Annotated in this window: 13 protein-coding genes; 11 read left to right on the top strand and 2 right to left on the bottom strand. The window is 64.4% G+C overall.

Translation table 11 applies throughout. The features are described 5' to 3' along the window. Positions 1 to 14: 14 nt before the first annotated feature. Entirely contained in the window at positions 15 to 1,214 is a 1,200-nt protein-coding gene (locus LG299_RS09625) for a cytochrome P450 (protein WP_404429620.1), read from the bottom strand. 234 nt (positions 1,215 to 1,448) lie between these two features. Between LG299_RS09625 and LG299_RS09620 the strand changes: the two genes are divergently transcribed. From LG299_RS09620 to LG299_RS09595, 6 genes are all read left to right on the top strand, one after another. Beyond that, positions 1,449 to 2,456, top strand: coding sequence for a fumarylacetoacetate hydrolase family protein (locus LG299_RS09620; protein ID WP_404429618.1), 1,008 nt, complete (start codon positions 1,449 to 1,451; stop codon positions 2,454 to 2,456). 44 nt (positions 2,457 to 2,500) lie between these two features. Then, positions 2,501 to 3,376, top strand: coding sequence for a hypothetical protein (locus LG299_RS09615; RefSeq protein WP_404429616.1), 876 nt, complete (start codon positions 2,501 to 2,503; stop codon positions 3,374 to 3,376). Beyond that, complete coding sequence (locus LG299_RS09610) at positions 3,373 to 3,660, top strand: hypothetical protein (protein WP_404429614.1); 288 nt, start codon at positions 3,373 to 3,375, stop codon at positions 3,658 to 3,660. Before LG299_RS09615 ends, LG299_RS09610 begins: the two co-directional genes overlap by 4 nt. A 66-nt stretch (positions 3,661 to 3,726) precedes the next feature. Continuing rightward, positions 3,727 to 4,857 (top strand): FAD-dependent oxidoreductase, encoded by a 1,131-nt coding sequence (locus LG299_RS09605; RefSeq protein ID WP_404429612.1) that lies wholly within the window; start codon positions 3,727 to 3,729, stop codon positions 4,855 to 4,857. A gap of 20 nt (positions 4,858 to 4,877) precedes the next feature. Next, positions 4,878 to 5,834: an NADP-dependent oxidoreductase gene (locus tag LG299_RS09600; protein WP_404429610.1), complete on the top strand. Its 957-nt coding sequence runs from the start codon at positions 4,878 to 4,880 to the stop codon at positions 5,832 to 5,834. A 56-nt stretch (positions 5,835 to 5,890) separates the two neighbouring features. Next, positions 5,891 to 6,334 carry a MarR family winged helix-turn-helix transcriptional regulator gene (locus LG299_RS09595; RefSeq protein ID WP_404429608.1) on the top strand — a complete coding sequence of 148 codons (444 nt, stop codon included), beginning with the start codon at positions 5,891 to 5,893 and terminating at the stop codon, positions 6,332 to 6,334. A gap of 43 nt (positions 6,335 to 6,377) precedes the next feature. Here LG299_RS09595 and LG299_RS09590 read toward each other — a convergent pair whose 3' ends face one another. Beyond that, positions 6,378 to 7,397, bottom strand: a complete 1,020-nt coding sequence (locus LG299_RS09590; RefSeq protein WP_404429606.1) for a LacI family DNA-binding transcriptional regulator — start codon at positions 7,395 to 7,397, stop codon at positions 6,378 to 6,380. Positions 7,398 to 7,626: 229 nt separating this feature from the next. On the opposite strand from LG299_RS09590, the gene LG299_RS09585 reads away from it, so the two are divergent. The 5 genes from LG299_RS09585 to LG299_RS09565 all read left to right on the top strand — a co-directional run bounded on the left by LG299_RS09585 (position 7,627) and on the right by LG299_RS09565 (position 14,430). Continuing rightward, positions 7,627 to 8,940 (top strand): ABC transporter substrate-binding protein, encoded by a 1,314-nt coding sequence (locus LG299_RS09585; protein WP_404429604.1) that lies wholly within the window; start codon positions 7,627 to 7,629, stop codon positions 8,938 to 8,940. A 72-nt stretch (positions 8,941 to 9,012) separates the two neighbouring features. Beyond that, positions 9,013 to 9,897: a carbohydrate ABC transporter permease gene (locus LG299_RS09580; RefSeq protein ID WP_404429602.1), complete on the top strand. Its 885-nt coding sequence runs from the start codon at positions 9,013 to 9,015 to the stop codon at positions 9,895 to 9,897. A gap of 3 nt (positions 9,898 to 9,900) precedes the next feature. Beyond that, positions 9,901 to 10,776: a carbohydrate ABC transporter permease gene (locus LG299_RS09575; protein WP_404429600.1), complete on the top strand. Its 876-nt coding sequence runs from the start codon at positions 9,901 to 9,903 to the stop codon at positions 10,774 to 10,776. Position 10,777: 1 nt separating this feature from the next. Beyond that, the gene (locus tag LG299_RS09570; protein WP_404429598.1) at positions 10,778 to 13,399 is read left to right on the top strand and encodes a family 78 glycoside hydrolase catalytic domain; all 2,622 of its coding nucleotides are present in this window, start codon (positions 10,778 to 10,780) and stop codon (positions 13,397 to 13,399) included. Then, on the top strand, positions 13,396 to 14,430 hold the full coding sequence (locus LG299_RS09565) for a family 43 glycosylhydrolase (RefSeq protein ID WP_404429596.1): 1,035 nt from the start codon (positions 13,396 to 13,398) through the stop codon (positions 14,428 to 14,430). The genes LG299_RS09570 and LG299_RS09565 overlap by 4 nt, the downstream gene beginning before the upstream one ends. Position 14,431: the final 1 nt, after the last annotated feature.

Here is a 14,431-nt window from a genome sequence, read left to right as displayed (position 1 = left end):
AGACCTCCTCTTAGTCAGGCGTCGATGCGGATCGGAAGCGACCGGAAACCGCGCAGCGAGTTGTTCAACTCGTAGACAGGCTCTCCAGCGAGTGAGATGCTCGAGGCTCGCTCCGCGAGGACGCCGAGAATGCACTCCGCCTCCATGCGCGCGATGTTCTGGCCCGAGCAGCTGTGGCCGCCCGATCCGAAACCGACGTGGCCGCTGGTCACTCGAGAGATGTCGTACGCCTCGGGAGCGTCCCACCGGCGCGGGTCGCGGTTCGCAGAGCCGAGGAATAGCAGTACGCGCTCGCCTTCAGGAATCGTCGACCCCGGTGCCACTTCGACGTCACGGGTGGCTACCCGCGCAAAGGTCTGGACGGGTGATCCCAGTCGCACGGCCTCTTCGAACGCAGCGCGTGCTCGTGACGGATCGGCCTTCAAAAGCTGCCACTGGTCGGGGTTGGTGGCGAGGTAGTACAGCGCCAGGCCCAGTCCGTGCATCGTCGTGTCAAGGCCGGGAATGAGCAACCCGGCCACCAGGCCGCGTGCAATCATCTCGTGCAGACCCTGATCAGCGGCAACCTCGTGAATGTGCTGGCCGACACCGTCAGCCGTCGCTCCGGGGGCGGTTTGTTCCCACAGCCACCCCATGGCCTGGGGGCCCTCCTGCTGTGCCGCTTGCCGGAGTCGGTTCTGCGGTCCGAAAGAGTTGAACGTCAGAGACGCAGCCTTGAGGAGATTCTCGCGGCCGTCCTTGCGAACGCCCACCATGTCGGGGAATACGCTCAACGGAAAGGCGACCGCGAGGTCGCCGATGCCGTCGACCGGACCGGCGCCGACGAGCGGGTCGATAAGCCCTTCTGCCGATTCCCGAAAGGTTGCACGCAGGCCGCGGATGTAGGCCGGGTTCAGAACCTTGTTGTGAACGCGCCGCAACGCCGAGTGCAGCGGGTCGTCTGACATCAGAATGTTCGGCGGTTCACCCTCGGGTCGCGTTTCGATACCCACGCCTTTTCCGGAGGAGAAAGTGTCGGTGTCGTTGAGCGCGTGATGTACCTGGTCATACCGCGCCATGGCATACGCGCCGTACTGCGGGAGCCAGATCAGTGGTCCGGCGTCGCGCAGAGTCTGCTCGTGTGAGAACGGCTCCGAGAGAAATGCGTCCGAATACGGATCGAGTTGGGATGTCACTGCGCCGGGTCGATCCTCGGTCATCGTCGTTGATGTCATGCCACTCACGGTAGGAGCTTTGCGATCGCTGAGTGATCAGAAGGCGTGATGCGCGCATTGGCTATGCATATACATGACAACATATTGTCAGTTCTGGAATCGCACTAAACCCCTGGTCAAAAGGCTGAAACAGTACGGAAGCCGCAGTCGCTCATCATGTGACCTGTTGACAACATGTTGTTGAACTGACAACATGTTGTTATCAGAAGAGTTGCCGAGCACAAAGGAGTGGGCATGAGTGAGGTCGGTCTTGCAGACGGCACGTTTGGCGTGGCGCGTCTGAGTGGAGATGCGGGAGCCTTCCCCGCGATCGTTCGTCCCGACGGCTCAGTGCTCGACGTCTCGTCTCACTATGGCGATACGCATGATCTCTTCGCCGATTGGAACGTGGCGTTTCCGCTACTCGCCAAACTCGCCGACTCGTCGGCAACCACCGGTGAGTACTCGTCCTATCGTCCGCTTCCCCCTCTTGCCCACCCCAACCTCATGGGTGCGGGCCAGAACTTCAAGACGCACACTGCGCAGATGCTGACGAAGAATGCCTTCAACCAGCACAAGCGCCACGCCGGTGAAAGCGACGAGGACTTCTACGCTCGCAACCTCGAGCTGATGGAGGAGCGTTCGCGCACGGGAGTCCCGTTCTTCTGGACGGGTCTGCATTCCTCCCTCGCCGGCGCCACCGATGACCTGGTGCTGCCGGTCATCGGTGAGCACCCGGACTGGGAGCTCGAGCTCTGCGTCGTCATGGGGCAGACACGCCGCTTCATCCGCCCGGAGGAAGCCAATGACTCCATCGCGGGCTACATGATCATGAACGATGTGGGCACGCCAGACAACTTCCGTCGTACCGACATCCACTTCGGGTTTGACTGGGTCGGGAAGCACCAGCCCACCTTCAAGGTCGCCGGACCCTTCGTCGTGCCTAAGGAGTTCGTCGATCCCGCGGCCGTGCAGATCCAACTCGATCTGAACGGAAAGCGCATGCAGGATTGGCCCGCCGGCGACATGATCTTCGGGCCCCAGCAGTTCGTCGCCTACGCGTCGGAGCGGGTGAACCTCATGCCCGGTGACCATATCTTCCTCGGCTCTGCGCCCGGCAACGGCGCACACCACAATCGGTTCCTGCAGCCCGGAGACGTCATCGATTCGACGTTGACCGGGCTCGGACACCAGAGAAACGTGTGCGTGGCCGAGGACGTGGGCGATCGAACCCCCGTCTACCCGTCCTTCCCCAACAGCTAGATCCTGTCGACGGACCACCGTCGCCACCGACAAGGAAGTCACTCATGGCCGAACTCGTGTTCGTCGGCATTGCTCCTCACGATCCGACCCTTCCCCACCAAGTCGCGCGCGCCGACGAGGGGCACCCGGTGTTCCGACGCATTCGCGACGACTACGCGCGCGTGCGCGCGTCGTTGGATGCCGCCCGCCCCGACGTCATCGTCATGGCGTCGGGCGACCACTTCAACCAGTGGTTCTATGACAACATCCCCGCGTTCGCGATCGGCAAGTCCGGACGCAGCGAAGGCCCGTTCCCGTGGGAGCGCGAGGTGTACGGACTGCCGCCTTATGCGGCTCCCGGTCACCACGACTTCGGTCGCTACCTCCTCGAGTCACTGTTGGAGCGGCACTTCGACCTCGCAGCATCCGACGACTACCGAATCGACCACGGCTTCACCGTGCCACTCCAGGCGCTGCGCCCAGAGGCCGACATCCCCGTCATCCCGCTCTGGGCAAACGTGCTTGTTCCGCCTCTCCCTCCCGGCCAGCGCTACTTCGACCTCGGCCTAGCTTTGCGAGAGGCGATCCTCTCCGCCCCCGCTGACCTCCGGGTCGCTGTTCTGGCTACGGGCCACATGACCAACTCCGTGGGCGGTCCGGCGATGGATCGGTTCACCAGTGAGCCAGTCACGGCGTGGGATTTGCGCACGTGGGAGCTCTTCACGAACGGCCGGGTCGATGAGCTTCTTCCCGACATGACGTGGGACAGGCTCTACGCTCAGGGCAACGGAACCCCCGGCTTCATGGTGCATCTGATTGCGTGGGGCGCAGCCCGCGGCGCGGTGCCCTCGTGGAGCGACATCACATCATCACCCGCCAGCTTCGTCAACACGTTCTTGGAGTGGGATGAGGCCACGATCGCCCAAGGAGGTCACCGATGAGCATCTTCGCCATGGATTCCGCACTGTGGGGGGTGTACACCTCGCAGGAGAACGCTGAGCAATTGCGCACAGACGCCTCCACGTATCTCGCCGCGTTCGACCTCACGCCCGAAGAGGCAGCGGCAATTGCGCAGCAGGACTTCGGTGCACTCCTCGAGCTCGGCGCGCATCCCTTCCTCATGTACAAGATGGCGCTTCGGCTCGAGGGCCGATTCTCCATCGAGTTCCTTCAGCGCTACCTCGGCCCGCTTCGCGGCCACCAACTTCGCGACATCGTCACCTGAACCACGCCGTCACCTGAACGACGCCATCACCTGAATCCCCAACACCCAGTCGAAGGAGACTGCCTCATGCCTTCCATCACCTCCACCCTCATCGTCGGAGGCGGGATCGCCGGCCTCACCGCGGCGATCGCCCTCGGCCGCCAGGGGATCGCGTGTGACATCGTCGAGCTGCGCGGGGAGCCAGCGGGCGCCGCGATCACCATCCAGAATCGTGCAATCAACGCCATGCAGGACCTCGGTCTCCTTGACCAGCTCCTAGAAGCCGGGGCGGTGCGCAGACAGAGCGAGATCTTCCGCTACGTCGACAAGAACGGCGAGCTCATTCCGACGCCGCCGATGCCTCCCGAGCCCGAAGGTGGGTTGCCCTCCGCTGTCGTCATTCACCGGAATGACCTCGCTCGAATCTTGCGCACAGCCGCGCAGGAAGCCGGTGCGGTCATCCACGACGGATGCAGCATCTCCGCACTGACGCAGGACGACGACGCCGTCACCGCGACTCTGAGCACCGGCGCAGAACGCCAGTACGATCTCGTTCTCGCTGCCGACGGAGTCGCCTCGACGACCCGCTCCATGGTCTTCGGCGACGTGGTCGTTCCCAAGTACTCCGGCACGACCATGTTCCGCTGGGTTGTTCCTGGAATTCCTGATGTGGGGCCGACCGGCTTCTACCAGGCGGGTTCTACTCTCGTGGTGCTCGTGAGGCTCCGTGACGGAAGCCTCTACCTAGCGACGGGTCGTGAGTACGACGAGCCGCCCCGCTTCGACCAGGACGAGGCGCGACGCATCGTGCGCGAGAACCTCGAGCAGTTCGATGCGCCTCTGACCAACGAGATGTTGAAGCGCCTCGACGACTCCTCGCGCATCGTTGTCAACGATTACCGTTGGCTGCTTCTCCCGGACCCCTGGTATCGCGGTCGGGTACTCGCGATCGGTGACGCCGCTCACGCAACGACGGCGCACCTTAGCTCCGGCGGTGCGATGGCAATCGAAGATGCCGTCGTACTAGGAGAAGAACTCGCTGCCGGTGGCGAACTGCCAGAAGTCCTCGCGCGCTTTATGGCGCGCCGGTTCGAGCGTGCTCGACTGGTCGTCGAGACCAGTGTGCAGATCGGCGAAATGCTCGTGAGCGGCGCACCGGGCGCCGAACAGAATGCCGTGCGAGGCCGGGCCCTCGGCGCCCTGCGCCAGCCGTACTGATCACCCGAAAGGATCACACAGTGAGCGAAACCATGAAGGCCTACGTTCTGGAAGAATTCGACGCGCCGGCGCGCATCGTCGAGGTTGCGGTGCCGTCACCCGGCCCTGGGCAGGTGCGTGTGCGCGTTCGGACATCGTCCGTGAATCCCGTGGATTCTGCCGTGGTGCGCGGATTCTTCCGCGCGATGATGGAGTACCGACTCCCGGCCATTCAGGGCCGCGACTTCGCCGGCACCGTGGATTCCGTGGGCGCGAACGTGACGGCATTCGCGCCAGGGGACGAGGTCTTCGGCATGGTCAAGCGTGACTATATCGGCGATGGCACCTTCGCGGAGTTCATCGTGGTCGACGCAGATCGCTTCGTCGCACACCGGCCGGATGCCGTCGATATCGCCTCTGCCGGCGCACTGGGTCTGGCGGGAGTGACAGCGCTGCAGTGCGTCGACGCCCTCGGGCTCGAAGCAGGCGACAGCGTGTTCATCAACGGGGCAACGGGCGGAGTCGGGTTGCTTGCGACGCAGATCGCCGCGGCACGCGGCCTTCATGTGATCGCGACAGCTCGGCCCGGTGCACAAGACGAGTACGTGCGAGAACTCGGTGCAGAAGAGACGATCGACCGCACATCGGACGATGTTCCGTCGGCGATCCGTCACCTCCACCCGGACGGTGTGGATGGCGTCATCGACCTCATCTCTCGCGGCGAGGCGTTCACCGCAATTGCCGCGTCAGCCCATGAGCGAGGGATCGCGGTGAGCACGCTGAGTGCCGCACCTGCGGGCCCGTCCGAAGGCGCGCGGCTTGTGAACATCCATTCCGAGAGCGACCCCGCGCTCCTCGCCCAGGTTGCCGATCTTGTGGCTTCAGGAGTGGTCCGCGTGCCGATTGTCGCCTCGTACCCGTTCGACCGGATCGACGAGGCGTTCGCTGCGCTCGCGACAGGGCCGAACGGGAAAATCGGGCTCCTGGTCGGAGATTAGGCGACCGGGCTTGTGAGGCCGGAATGACCATCTCGCAGAGCCGATACGCTGTCAGCGTGGCCGACCGCGAAGACGTACGACGGATGCTGCGGCAGCTGACCTGGACCGCGGCATCCACTCACGCGAACGGCGAACGAGCCGCCGTCGCCGCGACTGGTCACGGGCTTACCCGGTGGCAGTTACTCGACCTGTTCTCGGACGACGGCAGAACGGTGCCATCTGCAGCGCGCGAAATGCGTCAGTCACGTCAATCCACTCAGCGCTTGGCTGATGTCCTCGAGACATCCGGACTGATCGAGCGAGTCCCGAACCCGGGCCACCGCACGTCCCCGATCTTCCGGGTTACTCCTGCTGCGCGAGAGACACTCGCCCAGCTCGATCAAAGCGTGACCGAGTGGATCGACTACGTCGGTTCGCAACTCAGCGCCGACGAGGTCGAGGATTTCACCCGGCTTCTCGCCCGCGTTCGCGAGATCGCCGATAGCTATCGGACTGACTGACAGCCCGTGGCGGTTCGTCATCGTCGTCGGCGGAAGACGCCCGCTAGCTCGAGGCGGGGTCGCGCTTCCAGATGTCGCCCAGCGTCGATCGACGTGGAATCAGGTGGGGTTCCAGGATCACGGTTCGCCTGGTCGAGTCGGGGTTCGCGATCCGATCGAGCAGAAGCTCGGCGGCAGCGCTGCCCATTTCTTCACCGGGCTGGCTGACGGTGCTGATCGGGATCGCACTTTCGGAGGCGAAGTGGTTGTTGTCATAGCCCGTGACCGCGATGTCTTCGGGAACGCGGAACCCCGGAACGTCGGAAAGGGTCTGGATGAGGCCGATCGCCAGGAGGTCCGCTGCCGCGACGACTCCGTCATAGCGGCCTGCACCTTGTGCCCGAATCTGGTCAGCGATCTGGCGTCCGTGGCGGATGTTCACACCGCGTGTCTCGATCAGCTCGATGGACGCATCCGGAGTCGCGTCAACCACTTCCTTCGCGCCTTCGTACCGATTCTTGACGGCGCCGAGGAACATTGGCCCGCCGGCGAAGAGCAGCCGCCGACGGCCGCGGTCGAGCAGATGTCGCGCGGCGAGCGCACCGCCGTGTCGTTCGTTGACGACGACGCCGTCATACGCGTGGCTGGGCGACTCGTAGTTCACCAGTACCGTCGGAGTGGTTTTGGCGGGCAACCGCTGCGAGCGTACAAGTTGCGTATCGAGCGGGGCAAGAATGATCCCCGCAACGCGTGCCTGCTCGAAGAGCTGGAGGTTGCGGACCTCGCTGACGGGGTCGACGTCGCTGTTCACGATCAGCACGTTCATGCCGTGGCGGCGCATGACGGCCTCCGCGCCACGGGCGATGTCGACGAAGAAGGAGTTGCCGAGGTCGGCGACGACCAAGCCGACCGCCGTGCTCGTTCCGGCGGCGAGAGATCGCGCGGCGTCATTGCGAACGAAGCCCAGCTCGGCGATCGATGCGAGAACGCGACGCCGCGTGCGCTCGGACACCTTCTCGGGGTTGTTGAGGGTGTTGGAGACCGTCCCGATGGCCACGCCGGCGTGGACGGCAACGTCCGCCATGCTGGGCTGGCTGCGGCCTGCCCGATATTCCGTGGTGATGATCGCCCTCCCCAATGAGGTGTCGGTGATTGCGTGTGCTGTCCTCGAACATTATCGTGACCGACGGCCCAAGGTCGGATGCTTGAAGCGTTTCACAAAATGGTAACGGTGACTTGACAATACGCCGACACTCCGGGAGCATTCATAAATGAAGCGCTTCAATTCGAAGCGTCGCATTCAAGGAGGAATTGTGACCACAGCAACCACGCGCCTACGGCGCCTTCTTCCGGCCGTTGCAGTGCTCGGCGCCGGAGCAATTGTCCTCGCCGGCTGCGCGGGCGGTTCGGAAGAGTCGGGTGGAGAGGGAACCGGCGAGTTCACCTACTTCGGACAGACCGAGAACACCACCATCATCGGCACGCTCGAGTCGCTCGCCGAGGCGGGATGTGTCGACGCCGCAGGCGTTGCGCCGCTGACCGCGGATGCCATCCCCGGATCGAACTGGGACCAGCAGCTTCAGCTGCTCGCGGGCCAGGGTGCCCTCTCGAACATGAGCATGGCAGCGGGAACGCCGTCGCTCATGAAGGAGTTCATCGAGAACGACCAGGTCGTCAATCTGTCGGAAGAGCTCGAGAAGCTCGGAGTCGCCGACAAGATCCTTCCTGCTGCCGAATCAACACTGAAGGCGCTCTACGACTCGGAAGACTTGTACTCGCTGCCGACCGAGCTGAACATCGAGGGCTTCTGGTACAACAAGGCGATCCTCGAAGAAAACGGCGTCGAAGCGCCCGCGACGTGGGACGACCTCGTTGACGCAGCGGCCACGTTGGAGGCAGCGGGCGTGCAGCCGTTCATCGCGGCAGGGCAAGACGGCTGGCCCATCACGCGTCTGGTGGGCAATTACATCCTCCGCGACCTCGGGGCCGACGCTCTGCAGAAGGTCGCCGACGGCGAGGCCAGCCTGACCGACCCGGAGTACGTGGCTGGCGCTGACGCAATCGCAGCGCTCGGCGCGGAGGGTTACTTCGGGGCTGCTCCCGGATCGATCGATTACACCACGGCGATGAACCAGTTCCTGACCGGTGGCGGCGCCTTCTTCTACATGGGCAGCTGGGCGCTCGGCAACTTCAACAACCCCGAAGAGAACACGATCGGGGTCGAGAACATCGGCTTCGCGCCGTTCCCCGCCGTCGAAGGTGGCGCCGGTGACATCAACGAGGTGCCGGCCAACGCGGGCATCCCGGTGATGTTCACGACGCAGGACTACAACGACGAGACGGCCGAATGGCTCAAGTGCGTCGTCGAGGGCTACGGTGACACCGCACTCGCAGAGTCGGGCGTTATCACGGGTTTCGCGATCGACGAGGCACCGAGCGACCTTCCCGAGCTGACCACGCTCGTTCAGGACACCATCGCCGAGGCATCCGGCAGCGTTCTCTGGTTCGAGGCGACGTTCACCCCTGAGGGCACCACGGTCAGCCAGACCAACGGTGGCGGGCTCGCGTCCGGCACACTCAGCGGTGAAGAGTTCATGCAGCTCGTCGAAGCTGCCAACGAGGGCTAGAACCTTCTGTTCCTAATCGGGGGGAGCGTGTACCTGCGCTCCCCCCGATGTCTCCCCAACGAGGAAAACCTCATGCAAAAGCTTCTCGGTGACCGGCGGGCCGTCTTCGTCCTGCTCGGACCGGCACTCCTTCTCTACACCGCCATCATGCTCGTGCCGATCTTCTGGTCTATCGGCTACACCACGCTCGACGGCAATGCGATCCGCGGATTCGAGTTCGTCGGATTCGACAACTACGTCAAATTCTTCCAGGATCCGACCGCGTGGGAGGCGCTCGGATTCACCCTCCGCTACGCGCTCATCATGACGCTGCTCCAGGTCGGGTTCGGGTATCTCCTCGCGATGCTCTACATCTTCTATCTACGTAAGTCTTCAGCGCTGATCAGGACGGTGGTGTTCTTCCCCGTCGTGCTCCCGACGGTCGCGGTTGCACTCCTCTTCCAGAAAATCTTCGAGGCTGCACCGACGGTCGGGCCGATCAATGTGATCCTTGAAGCCTTCGGCGTCAACGCAGTGGACTGGTTCGGCCAACCTGCTGCCTCGTTCGCCGTGATCATCCTCATGGACCTCTGGCGCTCGATGGGTTTCTACGCCGTCCTGCTCTATGCGGGCCTGGTCGAGATCCCAGAGGACGTCATCGAGTCCGCGCGCCTGGACGGCGCGGGCGGATTCCGTTTGGTGCGCTCGATCATCATCCCGCTCTCACTCCCGGTGCTCCTGTCGGCGATCATATTCAGCATCAACGGCACGCTGAAGGTGTTCGACACCGTTGTCGCCCTGACCAACGGCGGCCCAGGTACGGCCACCACGCCGCTCACCCTTTACATGTTCCGTACGTCCTTCAACTACGGCGAGTTCGGCTACGGATCGACGGTGGCGATGATGCTCACGATCCTGTGCCTGCTGGTGACCCTGGTCATCTTCCGGTCCACGCGCCGCGACCCGATGAAAGGCTGATCAATGTCTGCCCTCACCTCGTCCGTCGGCTCTGACCGCAAAGCACCCCTGTCCCGCCGCATCCGCCGGCTCCCGCTGCTCATCGGCGTCGCGATCCTGCTCGTGATCATGGTCTACCCGGTCCTGTGGATGTTCCTCGGGTCGTTCAAGACGCAACCCGAGTTCTTGAACGAGCCGTTCTGGAGCCTTCCGCAGCAGTGGAACCTCGACAACTACGTCTCTGCGTTCGTCGACGGTGGCCTCGGAACTTACATCCTCAACAGCGTGATCGCGGTTTTCCCCTCGCTGGCGCTCATCATCCTCCTCGGCGTTGCCGCGGGTTTCGCCTTGGAGGTCATGGTCTGGAAGGGCCGCGGAGCGGTCCTCATCGCGTTCCTGATCGGCATCATGGTTCCCGTTCAGATGATCCTGCTGCCGCTGTTCACGATCTACTTCAACCTGCGACTCACCGGCACGCTCTGGCCGCTGATCATCACGTACACCGCGATCGGTCTTCCGCTGACGGTGTTCATGATGGCCACCTACATGCGGGCGATCCCGAAGGAGATCTTCGAGGCGGCGGCGATCGACGGCGCCAGCGTGTACCGCATGTTCTGGTCGCTCGGTCTTCCGCTGATGCGCAACGCGATCTTCACGGTAGGGCTCGTCCAGTTCTTCTTCATCTGGAACGACCTGCTGATCGCCCTCACGTTCACGAGCCGCGCCGACCTGCGCACCATCCAGGTCGGTCTCCTCAACTTCACCGGTGAGTACGGCGCCGTGGACTACGGGCCGACGTTTGCCGCGATCTCGGTGAGCGTGCTGGGAACGCTGCTGATCTACCTGTTCCTCAACCAGCGTGTGATGAAGGGCCTGACGGCCGGATCGGTCAAGGGCTGAGATGACGCAACACATCACCGAGGTCTGGCTGGAAAATCGTCGCGGAGAAACGCTCCTCGGAATCGACGAGTCCGCGCCGCGGATCTCGTTCATTGCGTCCGAGCCGGCCGACGCGTTTGAGCTCGAACTGAGGAACGACGACGGCGTGCACGCTGCGACCGTCACGGACAACCGCCTGGTCGCGTGGCCCTTCGGGCCGCTCGGCGCGCGTCAAGGCGGCGACCTCCGCGTCCGCATCGCGGGCTCCGACACGTGGACGCATCCCGTTCGGGTCGAGCGTGGTCTGGCGGGGGACTGGCGGACCGACTTCGTCTCTCCGTCGACGGATGCTGCGCAGGGCACGCTTCGCCCCGCCTATCTGCTGCGCGCCGCCTTCAACCTCGCTGCGCTCGGCCTCGATGCCGCCGACGTGATCCGCGCGCGGGTATACGCGACGGCGCACGGCGTCTTCGAGTTGGAGATCAACGGAGCGCCGGCGTCGAGCGATCGGCTCTCGCCGGGGTGGACCAGCTACAACCACCGACTGCGGTATCGGACTCTCGACGTCACTTCCTCCCTGACGGGCGGTGAGAACGTCATCGGAGCGTGGCTGGCCGACGGTTGGTACCGCGGGCACATCGGCTTCGACGGCGGCGTGTGGGATATCTACGGCACGGACGTATCGCTCCTCCTTCAGTTGGAGCTCACGACGTCGGACGGTCGACACGTCATCGTCGATCTCTCGGACTGGCGCACGCAGGAGTCCCCGATCACCGGTGTGGGCCTCTACGAAGGCGAGGCGTACGACGCTCGCCTCTTTCCGTCTGGGTGGTCAACGCCGCACTTCGACGCATCCGGATGGGAACCCGCGCAGCACCTCGGTCGCGCGCGTTTCAGCGCCGGTATCGAGGCGAACACGTCGCTTCCCGTCCGTGAGATCGAGACTCTGGCGCCCGTGAGCATGGAACGGGTCGCGAGCGGTCGCATCCGCCTCGATTTCGGCCAGAACGTCTCGGGCCTTCTTCGCATTCGTCCGCGCGCGCCGCGCGGGACCGAGATCCGGCTGCATCACGCGGAAGTCCTCGAAGACGGCCTGCTCGGCACCCGCCCGCTGCGCGGAGCAACATCGGTCGACACCTACGTCTGCTCGGGCGACGATGACGAGGTCTGGTCGCCGCGCTTCACGATCCATGGATTCCAATACGCCGAACTCGAGGGCTGGGTCGGCGATGTCGAAGCTGGCGATGTCGAAGCCGTCGTGCTGCACACCGACATGCAGCGCACCGGCTGGTTCGACTCGTCGCACGGCGGGCTCAACCAGCTGCATTCGAACGTCGTGTGGAGCATGCGCGACAACTTCGTCGACCTCCCGACGGACTGCCCGCAGCGAGACGAGCGGGTCGGCTGGACCGGCGACATCCAGGTCTTCGCGCCGACGGCGCTGAACCTGTACGCCGCGCACGGAACGCTGACCGGATGGCTCCGCGACGTCGCATTCGAGCAGGCCGACCAGGGGCATGTCCCCAACTTCGTGCCCTGGGTGGAGTGCGGGTTCCCCAACTTTCCGACGGCGGCGTGGGGAGATGCCGCGGTGATCGTGCCGTGGGCGATGTACCTCAACGACGGCGACACCCGAATCCTGGCCGATCAATACGACAGCATGCGCGCGTGGGTCGACCTCGTCGATTCGCTCACCGGGCACACCGGACTCTGGGATCAGGGTTTCCAGCTCGGCGACTGGTTGGACCCCACCGCACCGCCCGAGAGCCCGGGCGATTCGCACACGGATCGGTACCTCGTGGCAACGGCATATCACGTCCGCACGGCGCGAATCCTGGCGCAGACCGCGACCCTCCTGGGCAACACCGAGCACGCCGAGCAGTACGCCGCGATCGCCGAGCGTGCGACGCGGGCGTTCCAGGCAGAGTTCATCAGCCCGTCCGGCCGGATCGTGAGCGACACCGCGACGTCGATCGCGGTCGCTCTCGTCTTCGAGCTGTTCGAGAACGAAGACCAGGTCCGCCGGGCGGGCGAGCGCCTGTTGCATCTGGTCGGACACGGCGGATTCCACATCAGCACCGGATTCGTCGGCACCCCCATCATCTGCGACGCCCTGGTGCGTGCCGGAAGCATGGACTACGCGTACCACCTGCTGCTGCAGGATGAACTCCCGTCGTGGCTGTATCCCGTTTCCATGGGCGCCACCACGATCTGGGAGCGCTGGGACAGCATGCTGCCCGACGGCAGCATCAACCCCGGCGACATGACCTCGTTCAACCACTACGCGCTCGGCGCGGTGGCCGACTTCCTGCACCGCGTCGTCGCCGGTCTCGCCTCTGACGCCCCGGGGTGGAAGCGCATCCGATTCGCGCCCCAGCCGGGCGGCGGGCTCACCCACGCGTCCGCTCGCTACGACAGCGTGCGCGGAACCGCCTCGTGTGAATGGCGACGGGATGCTACGACCCTGACGATCTCGGTGCAGGTGCCGGCAGCATCCGAGGGCGTTGTCGTCATTCCGGGGACCGGCGAAGAGATCGCCGTCGGACCGGGTCGACACACCTTCACGACGGACTTCCGCGATGCGTCGGATGACCCGTCAGCGCCTTTCTTCGGATGGCGGAAAGAGCAGCAGGTAGACGCATGATCCGTTCCGGAACGCCGTGGTTCGACACCGACGGCAATCGCATCCACGCGCACGGCGGGTCGGTCATCGAGGTCGACGGCACGTTCTATTGGTACGGCGAGAACAAGGAGCGCTCCACACCGGGGAGCGGGATCTGGCACTGGGGTGTGCGCTGCTACTCCTCGAGGGACCTCGTGAACTGGGAAGACCGCGGGCTCATCATTCCTCCGGACCAGAACGACCCCGAGTCGCCGCTTCATCCGGAGCAGCTGCTGGACCGCCCGCACATCATCTTCAACCCGCGCACCGAGAAGTACGTGTGCTGGATCAAGGTGATGACGAAGGGGTCGATCCAGCGCTCGACGGTGCTGACCGCTGATTCGATCCTCGGCCCGTACGAGATCGTCCGAACGTGGCTGCGCCCGCTCGACATGAGCGCGGGCGACTTCGATCTCGTCGTCGACCCGCACGACGGCAAGGCGTACTACTACTTCGAGCGCGTGCACTCCGAGATGATCTGCGCCGATCTCACGAGCGACTTCACCGACGTCACGGGCTACTACTCGACGCACTTCCCGCAGCCGCAGCCCCCGTTCGTGCGCGAAGCTCCGGCGTACTTCACCCGCAACCGCCTGCACTACCTGTTGACCAGCGGGACGACCGGGTACTACCCCAATCCGTCCGAGGCGGCGGTCGCGCGTAGCTACCACGGCCCGTTCGACGTGCTCGGCGACCTGCATCCGTCCGATGAGTCGCGCACGTCTTTTCACTCACAGATCTCGTCGGTCTTTCGGCACCCCGGCAAGAAAGATCTCTACATCGCCGTGGCCGACCGCTGGCTTCCCGGCTATCTCGACCACGGTGCCCGCGCTCACCAGGCGTTCATCGAGCACTTCGCACCCGGCCGGGACAGCGACGAGCCGATGGAGGAGTTCGCGCACGTCGACACGTCGATCGCGGACTACGTGTGGCTCCCCATCCGATTCGACGGAGACCGTCCCGTCATCGAGTGGCGCGACGAGTGGAGCCCCGACGAATTCGAAGACGCCTGAG

Origin of the sequence: Microbacterium lacus, assembly GCF_044794305.1 — a bacterium.
In the GTDB taxonomy this organism is placed as follows: Bacteria; Actinomycetota; Actinomycetes; order Actinomycetales; family Microbacteriaceae; genus Microbacterium; species Microbacterium lacus_B.
The sequence above is the reverse complement of the archived record's forward strand: the minus strand, read 5'-3'. Positions and strand labels throughout refer to the sequence as shown.